We start from the raw sequence: 14,053 nt of genomic DNA on the forward strand, positions 1-14,053 counted from the left end.
GACCATCTCGCGGGCCTTCGGCCCGATCTCACGCGGACTGTGCGAGATCGTCGACAAGCTCTCGTACGCCGTCTACAAGGCGACGAGCGAACCGGCCGTCGCCGACACGGCCGCGGCCGCCACCCCCACCGGCAGCGGGAAGCCGGCCACGACCGCCGCCCCCGCCGAAACACCCGTCCCGGCCCTCGTCGGGTCCGCGACACCCCGGGCGGACCTCGGTGCGAGCCGGCCCGCCACGACACCCGCCACGGCCGAGACGGCGGCGGAGCAGAAGACCCGGCCGGCCCGGTCCAGGGCCGGCGCCACCACCGGGCGACGGACGGGCGGCGCGGCGCGCACGGGCGGGACCGGCGGCACACCGGGCGGGACCGGCGAACCTGTGGCACCCGCGGTGCCCGGGGCCGACCCCGCCGGCGGCGACGCCGGCCCCGGCAAGGCCCCCCGCGCCAAGAGGGCCGCGGCGCCGCGGCCCCGCGACGGGCGAGGAGTCCGCACGGCGAAGCCCCTGGGCGACGACGACCGGGGCCGCCTCCTCAGCGGCAGCCACCATGACCCGCACGCCCTGCTCGGCGCCCACTCGGTGCGCGGCGGCATCCAGATGCGGGTGCTGCGCCCGCACGCCCTGTCCGTCACCGTCGTCGCCAAGGGCCTGCGCGCGGAGCTGAACAGCGACGGCGACGGCCTCTTCTCCGGTGTGCTCCCCCTGCGCACGACCCCCGACTACCGGCTTCTCGTCACCTACGAGGGCCACGAGGACGGGTTCGAGGTCGAGGACCCGTACCGCCTCCTGCCCGCTCTCGGCGAGCTCGACCTGCATCTGATCGGCGAGGGCAGGCACGAGGAGCTGTGGAAGGCGCTGGGCGCGCACCCGATGACGCACCAGGGCGTCACCGGCACGCGGTTCACGCTCTGGGCGCCGAACGCGCGCGGCGTCCGGGTCGTCGGCGACTTCAACTACTGGGACGGCCAGGGCTTCCCGATGCGCTCGCTCGGCGCGACGGGCGTGTGGGAGCTGTTCCTGCCGGGCGTCGGCGAGGGTTCGCTCTACAAGTTCGAGATCACCCGCCCGGACGGTTCGCACACCCAGCGCGCGGACCCGATGGCCCGGCGCACCGAGGTGCCGCCCGCCAACGCCTCGGTCGTGACCGAGTCCCACCACGAGTGGGGCGACCAGGAGTGGATGACGCACCGCGGCGACCGCCCCCTGCACGAGTCGCCGCTGTCGGTCTACGAGGTCCACCTTCCTTCCTGGCGCCCCGGTCTGACCTACCGCCAGCTGGCCGTGCAGCTGCCGAAGTACGTGAAGGACCTCGGCTTCACCCATGTGGAGTTCATGCCGGTCGCCGAGCATCCCTTCGGCGGTTCCTGGGGCTACCAGGTGACCGGCTTCTACGCGCCGACGTCCCGCATGGGCACGCCGGACGACTTCCGCCACTTGGTGGACAGCCTGCACCGGGCGGGCATCGGCGTGCTCGTGGACTGGGTGCCCGCGCACTTCCCGCGGGACGACTGGGCGCTGGCCGAGTTCGACGGCCGCCCGCTGTACGAGCACAGTGACCCGGCGCGGGCGGCGCATCCGGACTGGGGCACGCTCGAGTTCGACTACGGCCGCAAGGAGGTGCGGAACTTCCTGGTGGCGAACGCGACCTACTGGTGCGAGGAGTTCCACATCGACGGGCTGCGGGTCGACGCGGTCGCCTCGATGCTCTACCTCGACTACTCCCGCGAGGACGGCCAGTGGTCGCCGAACGAGCACGGCGGCCGGGAGAACCTGGACGCGGTCGGCTTCCTGCAGGAGATGAACGCCACCGTCTACCGGCGTAACCCGGGGGTCGTCACGATCGCCGAGGAGTCCACGGCGTGGAACGGCGTGACCCGCGCGACACACCACGGCGGCCTCGGCTTCGGCCTGAAGTGGAACATGGGCTGGATGCACGACTCGCTCCAGTACGTGTCGAAGGAGCCGGTGCACCGCAAGTACCACCACAACGAGATGACGTTCTCGATGATGTACGCGTACAGCGAGAACTACGTCCTGCCCATCTCGCACGACGAGGTCGTGCACGGCAAGCGGGCGCTGGTGAGCAAGATGCCGGGCGACTGGTGGCAGCAGCGCGCCAACCACCGCGCCTACCTGGGCTTCATGTGGGCCCACCCCGGCAAACAACTGCTCTTCATGGGCCAGGAGTTCGCGCAGGGAGCCGAGTGGTCGGAAGGCCACGGCCCCGACTGGTGGCTGCTCGACCCGTCGTACGCGGCGGAGCCGGACCATCGCGGGGTGCGCGACCTGGTGCGCGAACTGAACACCGTCTACGGCGACGCCCCCGCCCTGTGGCAGCGGGACACCGAGCCGGAGGGCTTCGACTGGGTGGACGGCGGGGCCTGGGAGGACAACGTCTTCGCCTTCCTGCGCTACGACAGGGACGGCGTCCCGCTGCTGGCCGTGAGCAACTTCTCGCCGGTGGTGCGGCACGACTTCCGCCTGGGCGTGCCGGAGTCGGTCGCGGCGTGGACGGAGGTCCTCAACACCGACGAGGAGCGCTTCGGCGGCTCCGGCGTGCTCAACGCCGATCCGCTGAAGGCGGAGCAGGTGGAGTCGCACGGCCGCCGTACATCGATCGCCCCGACCCTGCCGCCGCTGGCGACGATCTGGTTCCGGCCGGTCTGATCCGGCTGTCGGGAGCGGGCCGGACGCGTCTGCGCCGGCCCGCTCCCCTGTTCAGGCAGACATCAGGTGCACACCACACCGAGACGCTGCGTCGCCCTGGTGTACGCCACATAGAGGTCGTTGACGCCGTTGGCCGAGCCGGACCGGATCAGCTCCGGCTCGACCACGATCACCGTGTCGAACTCGAGCCCCTTGGCGGCCCTCGGGTCGAGCAGCACGACCGGCCGGGTCAGGTCCGGCTCGCCCGTGGCGGAGACCTCCGGCAGCACGTCCGCGAGCGGGGCGTGCAGTGCGTCCGGTGCGATCACCGCGATCCGGCCCTCCCGCGGGGCGTCGGCCACCCGTGCGGCGACCGTGGAGGCCAGCTCCGCCGGATCCACGGTCACCTCCCACGGCTCGACACCCGTCGACCGCACCGAGCGCGGCGGCTGGAACGCCGGGTCCTCGCTGCGCCGCACCTCGGCGGCCAGCTCCATGATCTCGGCGGGCGTACGGTAGTTGACCGCGAGACGGGTGTGCTCGAAGCGGTCACCGACGTAGGGCTCGAGGATCTCCTGCCATGAGGCGCAGCCCGCCGCGTCCCCGGTCTGTGCCGGGTCGCCGACCAGGGTCATCGACCGGGTCGGGCAGCGCCGCATCAGCAGTCGCCAGGCCATCGCGGAGAGTTCCTGCGCCTCGTCGACGATGATGTGTCCGAAGGCCCAGGTCCGGTCGGCTGCGGCGCGTTCCGCGGCACTGCGGTGGTCGGCCTCCTCGTGGCGTTCGGCCATCCGCTCCGCGTCGATGATGTCGTGCGCGGCGAGAACCTCCGACTCCTCGTCGTGCTTGTCCTCGAACTCGTACGTCCGGGAGGCGTACGAGACCTCGAGCACGCCCTGCGCGTAGGCGATCTGCCGGGCGCGCTCGGCCTCGGCGGCGGCGAGTGCCGCGGAGTCGTCCTCGCCCAGGAGTTCGGCCACCTCGTCGAGGAGGGCGACATCGGCGGGCGTCCACGGGCCGGCGGGGCGTCGGACGAGACCGGCTTCCTCCTCCGTCAGATGCGTCGGCTCCGCCAGGTAGTTCGCGAGGAACTCCTGCGGGGTGAGCGGCGGCCACAGCTCGGCGATCGCAGCGTGCACATCGGCGCTGGCGGCGACGGCCTTGCCCAGCTGTGCGATGTCGTCGGGGCCCAGGAAGTTGGGGCCGCCGTACGGGTCGGCGCCGATCCGGTCGGCGAGCTGGGTGGTCAGATCGTCGATGATCCGGAACACGAAGTACGGCCGGGCGAGATTGTGCGGCAGCCCGGTCTCACGGGCCTTGTGCCGTGCCTCGACGGCCATGCCCCAGTCGATGACGAGGTCTCCGTCGTCGTGCGGGACGACGAGCGGCGCGTCCTTGTCGGGCACCTGCTGACGGTCCCGCACGGCCCTGGCCAGTACCTCGGCCATCTCGGCGCGCCCCTTGAGGGCCGCCGCGGCGGGGCTGTCGGTGCCGGTGGCGTGCACTCCGGGGAACAGCTCGCCGACCGTCGACAGCAGCACGCCGGTCTCGCCGAGCGAGGGCAGCACCTCGCCGATGTAGCCGAGGAAGGCGGGGTTGGGCCCGACGATGAGCACGGCGCGCTTGGCGAGCTGCTCCCTGTGCGCGTACAGCAGATACGCGGCCCGGTGCAGCGCGACCGCGGTCTTGCCCGTACCGGGCCCGCCCTCCACGACGAGCACACCGCGTTGCGGGGCACGGATGATCCGGTCCTGCTCGGCCTGGATCGTCGACACGATGTCGCCCATGCGGCCGGTGCGCGCACTGTTGAGGGCGGCGAGCAGCACCTCGTCGGCGTCGTGCGACTCGTAGCCGGTGCGGGTCGTGTCGGCAAGGTCCATGATCTCGTCGTGCAGCGCCGTGACGTTCCGGCCCTGCGTGGTGATGTGGCGCCGCCGGCGCAGCCCCATCGGCTCGTAGCCGGTGGCGAGATAGAACGGCCGCGCGACGGGAGCACGCCAGTCGATGAGCAGCGGGGTGCGCTCGGCGTCGTCCCGGCGGATTCCCGTACGCCCGATGTGATGGGTCACTCCGTCGCGCCGGTCGATGCGTCCGAAACAGAGCCCGGTGTCCGCGGCATTCAGTGCGGCAAGCGATGCGGAGTGCTCCATCACCCCCACGTCCCGCTCGACGCGCGCCTGCCGACCGGTCCCGACCTGCGCGATCGTGGCGTTCAGGGCGGCTTCGGCCTCCGCCCTGAGCTGATCGAGCCGCTCATGGACGAGGGAGACGAATTGCTGTTCCCGCCGCAATTCCTCGGTTGACAATTCAGCTCCTGACGCGATAGGGTGTGCTTATTGAACTTCTCCGTGCGTGACAAATCCACGAATACGGAAACCACCAATATACGCAGAGAATTACCCCGGCCGTCAATTCGGATCGGGGTATTTTGTTTGCCCCCGGGTGCCGCCGGGACGCCCGGCCGCACCCGGGGGCGACGGCAGGGGGGACATGACCGACACCGCACACCGCGCCCTGGATCTGCTCCTCGCCCACGGCGCGGACAAACTGCCGCATCCCGGCGGCACCCTGCTCGCCCACCTGGAGCGCGTACGTGAACGGCTCGCCGGCTGGGGAGCGCGCCCCGCACTGCAACTGGCAGGGCTGTGCCACGCGTTCTACGGAACGGACGGCTTCGCGACATCCCTCCTGCCGCTGACGCGTCGCGACGAACTCGCCGCCGTCATCGGCACCGAGGCCGAGGAGCTCGTGCACTTCTACGCGAGCTGCGACCGCGGCGCCTCGTACCGCTCCATGGCCCGGGACGACGCCGCCTTCCGTGACCGTTTCACGGGCAGGACCTTCACGCCGTCGCTCCGGCAGCGGCAGGATTTCGCGGAGCTGACGGCCGCCAACGAACTCGACCTGACCGTCGTCAACGACGGCATCCGGGCCGAGCACGGCGGAGCGCTGCTCCGGCTGTTCACCGCGTGGCGGAAGATGCTGAGCGAGCCCGCGTGGGCCGAGGCCCGCGAGCTGCTCACGCTGCGCGGCGACGAGCGGCGGGCCTTCCTGGGGGGACTCGAACGCGGCGACGTGGTGACCGGCGTGGTCTGTGTCATCGCTGACTTCGGCGTCACCTTCGTCGAACTCGGCGGCGTGGAAGCCATGATGAACATCCCCGAGGTGTCCTGGAGCCGTATCGACTTCCCGACCGACGTGATCCACGAGGGTCAGGAACTCGCCTTCACGGTCCTCGGCGTCGACATGCCGGACCGTGACGGCCGGGAGCGGGTCTCACTGTCGCTCAAGGACCTCCACCCGGACCCGTTGCGCGAGCTGGCGCGCACCCGCATCGGCGAGAGCCTGCGCGGCACGGTCACCGAGGAGGTGCCGTTCGGGGTGTTCGTCCGCGTCGCGGACGGCGTCGAGGGGCTCCTGCACCACGACGACCTCGCCGGCCGCACCCTGCGGACCGGCGAGGTCGTCGTGGTCCGTATCGCCGCCGTCAACGTCCACCAGCGCCGGCTCCGCCTGACGCTCGAGCCGTGAACCGGTCGAGCCCGGACGCGCTCGAGCCCTGGCAGGCTCGAGTTGTGCCGTGCTCGAGTTGTGCCGTGCTGGAGTGGTGACCTGCTCGAGTGGTGACGTGCTCAGGCGGCGGGCCGCGTCCGGGAACCGTTGGTCCCCACGTCCTCCAGCTCCTGCAGCAGCCTGCGCTTGGGACGGGCACCCACCATCGACTTCACCGGCTCGCCCCCTCGAACACCAGCAACGTCGGCATGGACAGCACCGCGTAGCGCGAGACGGTCTCCGGGTTGGTGTCGGCGTCGATCCGGACGACCTTCATCCGCCCGTTCTTGCAGCACAGCAGCGTGTGCCGGACCCGGGGAAGTGGGTCCGGCACACGCGGCTCGGAGGAAGGTCTGCCGGGTAGCGTCAGACCTTCACGGGCTCGCGCTCGTCGTCACGCGGCTGCGGGACGCCGGCATCTTCGCCGCCGGCACCGCCGTCGAGCGGTGCGTGGTCGTCCACCAGTGTCTTCTCGTCGAACGGAACCTTGCCGGCGAGCACCTGCGTGACCCGCTCCTTGTCGATCTCCTTGGTCCAGGTGCCGACCAGTACCGTCGCGACGGCGTTGCCCGCGAAGTTCGTCAGGGCGCGCGCCTCGCTCATGAAGCGGTCGATGCCGACGATCAGGCCGACGCCGTCGACCAGCTCGGGACGGTGCGACTGCAGGCCGCCCGCGAGCGTCGCCAGACCCGCTCCGGTGACGCCCGCCGCGCCCTTCGAAGCGATGATCATGAAGATCAGGAGCGAGATCTGCTCGCCGGCGCTCAGCGGTGCGCCCGTCGCGTTGGCGATGAACAGCGAGGCCATCGTCAGGTAGATCGCGGTGCCGTCCAGGTTGAAGGAATAGCCCGTGGGGACGGTGATGCCCACCACCGGCTTGCTCACGCCCATGTGCTCCATCTTCGCGATCAGCCGCGGCAGCGCGGACTCCGACGAAGAGGTGGACAGAATCAGCAGGAACTCACGGCCCAGGTACTTCAGCAGCGAGAAGAGGTTCACGCCGGCGATCAGGCGCAGCAGCAGGCCCAGCACGACGAAGACGAACAGGGCACAGGTGACGTAGAAGCCGATCATGATGACGGCGAGCGACTTCAGGGCGTCCAGACCGGTCTCGCCGACCACCGCCGCGATGGCGCCGAACGCGCCGACCGGTGCGGCCCACATGATCATGGCGAGGATACGGAAGACGAGGCGCTGGATGTGCCCGATACCACGCAGCACCGGTTCGCCGGACGAGCCCATGGCCTGCAGCGCGAAGCCGGCCAGCAGAGCGACCAGCAGCGTCTGCAGGACCTCACCGCCGGTGAAGGCGGAGACCAGTGTCGTCGGAATGATCCCGAGCAGGAAGTCCGCGGTGCTCTCACCGCCGCCGGACGCCTGCTCGGCACCGGCCTCACGCGCCGCGTCGGTGAGGTGGAGGCCGGAACCCGGCTCCAGCAGGTTGCCGACGAGCAGACCGATGGCGAGGGCGACGGTCGACATCACCAGGAAGTAGCCGAGCGCCAGTCCGCCGACGGCGCCGACCTTGGCGGCCTTGCGCACGGAGCCGATGCCCAGCACGATCGTGCAGAAGATCACCGGCGAGATCATCATCTTGATGAGGTTCACGAAGCCCGTACCGATGGGCTTGAGCTCGACGGCGACACCCGGGGCGGCGAAGCCGACGATGACACCGAGCACCACCGCGCCGATGACTGCCAGATACAGATAGTGGGTCCGGTCCCGCTTGCCTGCGGCTGTAGTGGCCACGGGTGCCTCCTCGTTCGAATGCCGTCCACGTCCCGATGGATCTCAGCGACTATCCACCGGCACGTGACGCCGGTCACCCTTGCGTTCCTTTCGTTCACACAAATCCGGCCAGGCAGACTGGGCGCATGCGCATTCCCCGCCCCCGCAGTCTCGCGGGCCAGCTTTTCGCCATGCAGGTCGTGCTGGTCGCCGCGATCGTGGCGGGGTGCGCACTCTTCGCGTACCTCACGGACCGGTCGCAGGCCGAGGAGAGCGCGCGCCTGCAGTCACGGGCCACAGCGGCGGCCGCCGCGCGCTCGCCGTCGGTCGTCGAGGCGGTGAACTCCGCCGATCCGTCGGCAGCGCTCCAGCCGTACGCCGAGTCGCTGCGCAGGGACGCCGGCATGGACTTCGTCGTGATCATGGACCCGCAGGGCCGGCGCTGGACGCATCCGGAGCCGGACCGGATCGGACGGACGTATCTCGGCCATATCGAGCCCGCTCTGCGCGGCCGGATATACAGCGAGCAGTACGTCGGGACGCTCGGGCTGTCCGTGCGCACGGTGGCGCCGGTGTACGACGGCGGAAAGGTCGTCGCGATCGTCAGCGCCGGCATCACCGTCGACGAGATCACCCAGCAGGTACGCGAGCAGGTCACCGCGCTGATCGTCATGGCCGGTGCGGCGCTGGCGCTCGGCGGCGTCGGCACGTACATCATCAACGCGCGGCTGCGTCGCCACACGCACGGGATGAACGCGGCCGAGCTGGGGCGGATGCACGACTACCACGAGGCCGCGCTGCACGCGGTGCGCGAAGGACTCGTGATGCTCGACGGCGGCCGCCGGATCGCGCTCGCCAACGACGGCGCGCGTGAGCTGCTGGGGCTCGACGAGGACGCCGTGGGCCGCCACGTCGCCGACCTCGGCCTGCCGCGCCCGCTGACGGGGGCACTCCTGGCGTCGGAGCCCCGGGTCGACGAGGTGCATCTGAGCGCGGACCGCGTCGTCGTCGTGAACACCCAGCCCGTCGTGGGCGGCGAGCAGCGCGGCACGGTGGTGACGCTGCGCGACCATACGGAGCTCCAGGCGCTCTCGGGAGAGCTGGACTCGGAGCGGGGCTTCACCCAGGCCCTGCGTTCCCAGGCGCACGAGGCCGCCAACCGGCTCCACACCGTCGTCTCGCTCATCGAGCTGGGCCGCGCGGACGAGGCCATCGTCTTCGCCACGGCCGAGCTGGAGCTGGCCCAGGCCCTGACCGACCGTGTCGTCGACGCGGTGGGCGAGCCGGTACTGGCGGCCCTGCTCCTCGGCAAGGCGGCCCAGGCGAACGAACGCGGAGTGGAACTGGTCCTCGCGGCGGACAGCCGCATCGACGACGGCGTGATCCCCCGCTCGCTCCCCTCCCGCGACCTGGTGACGATCCTGGGCAATCTGATCGACAACGCGGTCGACGCGGCGTCCGAGGCGGTGGCGGGCGCACCTGCCCCGACCGCCCCGGCGGCCGATACGCAGGCACAGGAGGACGGCGCTCAGCGCGGCGACGCCGCGGCACCTGCCCCCGCCGCGCCGCACACCCGCGGCGGTCGCGGGCGCGTGACGGTGACCGCGCGGGTCGAGAACGGCGAGCTGTTGCTGCGTGTCGCGGACAGCGGGGCCGGTGTCGGGGCCGCCGACGCCGAGCAGATGTTCCACCGCGGCTGGTCCACGCACGGCGCCGGCCGCGGGCTCGGGCTCGCGCTGGTGCGGCAGGCCGTGCACCGCGGGCGTGGCTCCATCCTGCTCGACCACGGCCCGGACGGCGGCGCGGAGTTCACCGTACGGCTGCCGCTGCACCCCGCGGAGGTTTCGGCATGACGATCAGGGTGCTCGTCGTCGAGGACGATCCCGTCGCCGCGGACGCCCACGCCCTCTACGTCGGACGTGTCACCGGTTTCGCGGTCGCGGGCATCGCGCACTCCCGCGCGGAGGCCGTACGCGCCCTGGAACGCACCGACGTTGATCTGCTGCTGCTCGACCTGTACCTGCCGGACGGTCACGGCCTGTCGCTCGTACGGTCCCTGCGCGCGGCCGGTCACTCCGCCGACGTCATCGCCGTCACCTCCGCCCGCGATCTCGCGATCGTCCGCGAGGGCGTGTCCCTCGGGGTGGTGCAGTACGTCCTCAAGCCGTTCACGTTCGCCACGCTGCGCGACCGGCTCACCCGTTACGCCGAGTTCCGCGCCACGGCCGGTGAGGCGAGCGGCCAGGACGAGGTCGACCGGGCCCTCGCTACGCTGCGCACCCCTCGCACCACCACCTCGCTCCCCAAGGGCCTCAGCGGCCCGACGCTCGAGGCGGTCACGCGGACCCTGCGCGAGTCCGCGGAAGGTCTCACCGCGACGGAGGCCGCCGCGGCCGTCGGCATCTCACGCATCACGGCGCGCCGTTACCTGGAGCACCTCGTCACCGCAGGCCGCGCGGCACGCTCTCCTCAGTACGGCCAGATCGGCCGGCCCGAGCTCCAGTACCGCTGGATCAGCACCCTCCGCTGAGGCAACGGCCGCATTCACTGAGGCGGCATGCGGGCGACAGCAACTACGGCTCAGTGATCTACGGACGGCTCGCGGCGTTCTCAATCCTTACTCGGTACCCGGGGCTGGTGCTCTACATGCTGATCGCCCGCCGGCTCGGCGGCGGCTTCGCCCTGGGCGGGGCGGTCAAGGGCTGATGCCCCGAACTGTCCGGTAACCGGCCGGACGGCAGAAATGCACGATCAACTCGGATGATTCAACGAACCGTGGCTTTGGTTGTACGCACCGTAGTCAGCCGCGGAGGTCCACCCCTACGTTGTGCGGGTGCAGCACAACCCCGCCCCTCCCTTCAACGCCCCCGCCGCTCGCCGACTGCGCGAGGCACTGGGGATGGCACCCGGCCATGTGGCGTACGGGCTGCAGGCCCAGTACGGGCTGCACATCACGCCGGACACGGTCGCAGCCTGGGAGCGTGGGCTCGCCGTCCCCGACGCACGTGAACTGACCGCCCTGGCAGGCGTGTTGTGGTGCTCACCCGGTGAGCTGCTGTCCGCCGCGACGAGCCTGCGCGAGCACCGCATCGCGCGTGGCCTCGCGGGCGACGAGCTCGCCCGCCGCGTGGGAGTCGACATCTCCGCCTATCAGCGGATGGAGGATTCCGGCCGATGGCGGGGGAACGAGCGACAGACCGCCGCCCTCGCCGAGGTCCTCGGCCTCTCGCCCCGTGAACTTCTCGCGGCGACGGGCCGCGACGAGGAACTGGCCGAGCTGCTGCGCGACGCCGTGACCTCACGCTGGCAGGCGTATGTGCGACCGGTGGGGAAGATGGTCCCCATGCCGCGCCACCACCTCCAGGACGTGCTTGAGCAACTGCACACCGACTACCAGTCCCGCATGGTCGCCACGCTCAGCTGGGCCGCCGCCTCGAAGGACACGGGTGGCGCGGGTCGCGACTTCCTGGAGCGCATCGTGGATCACTTCTGGGAGCTCGCCCGCGGCTGACCTGCACCCTCCGACGGCCGCCGGTCGAACGAGAACAGCTGTCCCGCGCCGTCCTCGCTGCACGCCAGCTGCCGTATCTCGGCGCCCTTCCGCGAGGCGGCATCCTCCACACCCGCGCACAGGTCGCTGTGGACGGGGCGCAGCAGGAAGCCTCGTACCGGCGTGCCGAGCGGTTCGAGGCGGAAGGCCTCCGCCGGCCCGCGTTTGCCGCACTCCTGGTCCTCCACCGGGGCGCCGATCTCCACGGACTTCTCCTGGACGCCGGTGCAGCCCCATCCGTAGGTGGCATGGAAGGTCTCGAGGCGCCAGTCGGACCCGAGCCGTTTCAGGGAGAACCTCGGGATGGAGCTCTTCGAGCAGGGCTGCTGGTACAGCTGGCCGTTCCGTCCGCCCTGCTCGGCGAGGCAGAGCCCGGAGTGCACGACCCGTATCTGCACCGGTCCCGGGGCGGGCGCGGTCACCGGGCGAGGCGGGGCGTCGTCCTCGTTGCCACCCCCCTCTGCGGTGAGGGCCGCGGCTGACGCCACCGCACCGAGCACGGCGCCCGCCGCGACCACCGCCAGGAGGCGTGGCCGGAGCCGTCGGCGGGACGGGGCGGGCTCGGGAGCCTCGCCGGCCAGGGGCCCGGCGCCGGCCTCGGGACCCTGCGCGAGCTGGGGCCCGGTGTCGTTGGGCCCTGTGTGCTCCGACCCCATGTGCTCCGGCCCTGCGTGCTCAAGCTCCTTGTACTCAATCTCCTTGTGGCCAAACTCCATGCGCTCCGGCTCCGACGTGCCGGCCGTCGTCCCGGCCGGCCGGTCGCGCCGCGTCAGTTCTTTGCGTACCCGCAGCCAGGCGTCCAGCTCGCCCGGCCCGCACCCGCAGGCCCGCACGAACGCGGCGACCAGTTCTTCACGCGGCACGGTGGTGCGGCCGAGCATGTTGGCGACGGTCGAGCGCGGCAGTACCTCGCCGACCGCCTCCGCGCGGGACGTCAACTCCCGGTAGGTCAGGCCCGACCAGTCCTTGAGCTCCTGCATCGCGGCGACGAACTCGGCCGAGTCACGCACCCGCTCCGGATTCGGGGCACCGCTCCCGGCGAGGTCCATCCGCTGCTCTCCTTTAGTACCCACTGACCTGCTGGGACAAGGTTGGGACACGTCCCGGACGGAGAACAGCCTTGCGAGCCGCGACCAGGAACTCAAGAGTGGTCTGCGCCAACCAACGGCGGGGAAGAGCCGAGTGGCCTTGATCGTCCACGGGGGGACGATCAAGGCCACTGGGCAGAGCTTCGGTGCCGGACCGCCGGCCGGCCACTCAGGTCAGAAGACGGACTCCGCCTCGAACATCCGGTTGTCCGGGACGGTCTTCAGCCGGGTGACCGCCCCGGCCAGCGGCACCATCTCCACCTTCGTCCCGTGCAGGGCGGTCATCATGCCGAACTCCCCCCGGTGCGCCGCCTCCACCGCGTGCCACCCGAAGCGCGTCGCGAGCACCCGGTCGTACGCGGTCGGCGTGCCACCGCGCTGCACATGGCCGAGGATGACCGGCTTGGCCTCCTTGCCGAGCCGGCGCTCCAGCTCGGCGGCGAGCCGGTTGCCGATGCCCTGGAAGCGCTCGTGACCGAACTGGTCGATCTCCCCCTTGGCGTACTCCATGGAGCCCTCTGCCGGGTGCGCTCCCTCCGCGACGCAGATGACCGCGAACTTCTTGCCGCGGGAGAAGCGCTCCTCGACCATCTTGACCAGGTCGCCCACCTCGAACGGCCGCTCGGGCAGGCAGATGCCGTGCGCGCCGCCCGCCATGCCGGACTCCAGGGCGATCCAGCCGGCGTGCCGGCCCATCACCTCGACGACCATGACCCGCTGGTGGGACTCCGCGGTGGTCTTGAGGCGGTCGATGGCCTCGGTGGCGACCATGACGGCGGTGTCGAAGCCGAAGGTGCGGTCGGTGGAGGAGATGTCGTTGTCGATGGTCTTGGGGACTCCGACAACGGGCATTCCGGCGTCGGCGAGCATCCGGGACGCGGTGAGCGTGCCCTCGCCGCCGATCGGGATGAGCGCGTCGAGGCCGTACTGCTTCGCCAACTCCGTGGCGTTCTCGGCCGCTTCGCGCAGCCGGCCGCGCTCCAGACGCGCCGAGCCGAGAATTGTGCCGCCCCGGGCGAGGATGCCGCTGACCGCGTTCAGGTCGAGCGGGCGGTAGTGGCCGTCGAGGAGGCCCTTGAACCCGTCCTCGAAACCGATGACTTCGTCGCCGTGACCTGTCATGGCACGGTGCACGACCGAGCGGATCACTGCGTTCAGACCCGGGCAGTCGCCGCCTGCGGTGAGAACTCCGATGCGCATCGTGCTGTGTCTCCTGCTCGTCAGCGGAACGGGTGAGCTCAGGTCCGATTGTCCCACGGGCCCGGGAGCCGCCGCGCTCCCTGCTACTCCGCGCCCTGCAGCCGCCCCTGTTGCACCCCTGTCCTGCCCGGCGGGCGCCTTATCCACACCCGGAGGTATTGTCAAGAGGGCAGTGCCGCCCACGAGCGGTTTTTCCGCACGCCCCAGGGCCGGGGAGGCCCGGGTCCGCCGTCCCGTGCGGCGGAGCACTCGGCAGAGCAGTGGTACGCCACGGCATGGACCTCATGG

9 protein-coding genes and 2 pseudogenes are annotated in these 14,053 nt (G+C 71.2%); 6 read left to right on the forward strand and 5 right to left on the reverse strand.

Annotated elements, in window-relative coordinates; translation table 11 throughout:
- The first annotated feature begins 391 nt into the window (after positions 1-391).
- Entirely contained in the window at positions 392-2,668 is a 2,277-nt protein-coding gene (glgB, locus tag ABZ070_RS06730) for a 1,4-alpha-glucan branching enzyme (protein WP_356630766.1), read from the forward strand.
- Positions 2,669-2,730: 62 nt separating this feature from the next.
- Here glgB and ABZ070_RS06735 read toward each other — a convergent pair whose 3' ends face one another.
- Positions 2,731-4,953, reverse strand: coding sequence for a UvrD-helicase domain-containing protein (locus ABZ070_RS06735; protein ID WP_356630679.1), 2,223 nt, complete (start codon positions 4,951-4,953; stop codon positions 2,731-2,733).
- 184 nt (positions 4,954-5,137) lie between these two features.
- Between ABZ070_RS06735 and ABZ070_RS06740 the strand changes: the two genes are divergently transcribed.
- Entirely contained in the window at positions 5,138-6,178 is a 1,041-nt protein-coding gene (locus ABZ070_RS06740) for a DUF6817 domain-containing protein (RefSeq protein ID WP_356630681.1), read from the forward strand.
- A 101-nt stretch (positions 6,179-6,279) separates the two neighbouring features.
- On the opposite strand, the pseudogene ABZ070_RS06745 reads toward ABZ070_RS06740, so the two are convergent.
- Positions 6,280-6,479 (reverse strand): annotated as a pseudogene (locus ABZ070_RS06745) (thioredoxin domain-containing protein); the annotation flags it as partial.
- Positions 6,480-6,565: 86 nt separating this feature from the next.
- A complete protein-coding gene (locus tag ABZ070_RS06750; RefSeq protein WP_356630683.1) occupies positions 6,566-7,948 on the reverse strand; it encodes a cation:dicarboxylase symporter family transporter in 1,383 nt (460 codons plus the stop codon).
- A gap of 125 nt (positions 7,949-8,073) precedes the next feature.
- On the opposite strand from ABZ070_RS06750, the gene ABZ070_RS06755 reads away from it, so the two are divergent.
- From ABZ070_RS06755 to ABZ070_RS06770, 4 genes and pseudogenes are all read left to right on the forward strand, one after another.
- Positions 8,074-9,780, forward strand: coding sequence for an ATP-binding protein (locus tag ABZ070_RS06755; RefSeq protein ID WP_356630685.1), 1,707 nt, complete (start codon positions 8,074-8,076; stop codon positions 9,778-9,780).
- Entirely contained in the window at positions 9,777-10,457 is a 681-nt protein-coding gene (locus ABZ070_RS06760) for a response regulator (RefSeq protein WP_356630687.1), read from the forward strand. The genes ABZ070_RS06755 and ABZ070_RS06760 overlap by 4 nt, the downstream gene beginning before the upstream one ends.
- Positions 10,458-10,498: 41 nt before the next feature.
- Positions 10,499-10,633: pseudogene (locus ABZ070_RS06765) on the forward strand (carbohydrate ABC transporter permease); the annotation flags it as partial.
- 193 nt (positions 10,634-10,826) lie between these two features.
- Positions 10,827-11,438, forward strand: coding sequence for a helix-turn-helix transcriptional regulator (locus ABZ070_RS06770; protein ID WP_356630768.1), 612 nt, complete (start codon positions 10,827-10,829; stop codon positions 11,436-11,438).
- Here ABZ070_RS06770 and ABZ070_RS06775 read toward each other — a convergent pair.
- Both ABZ070_RS06775 and ABZ070_RS06780 read right to left on the reverse strand, forming a co-directional pair.
- On the reverse strand, positions 11,411-12,526 hold the full coding sequence (locus ABZ070_RS06775; protein WP_356630689.1) for a hypothetical protein: 1,116 nt from the start codon (positions 12,524-12,526) through the stop codon (positions 11,411-11,413). The two genes, ABZ070_RS06770 and ABZ070_RS06775, sit on opposite strands and share 28 nt — an antisense overlap.
- A gap of 213 nt (positions 12,527-12,739) precedes the next feature.
- A complete protein-coding gene (locus ABZ070_RS06780) occupies positions 12,740-13,765 on the reverse strand; it encodes an ATP-dependent 6-phosphofructokinase (RefSeq protein WP_356630691.1) in 1,026 nt (341 codons plus the stop codon).
- Between the last annotated feature and the right edge of the window lie 288 nt (positions 13,766-14,053).

This window comes from Streptomyces sp. NPDC006283, from assembly GCF_040613325.1.
Taxonomy (GTDB): Bacteria; Actinomycetota; Actinomycetes; order Streptomycetales; family Streptomycetaceae; genus Streptomyces.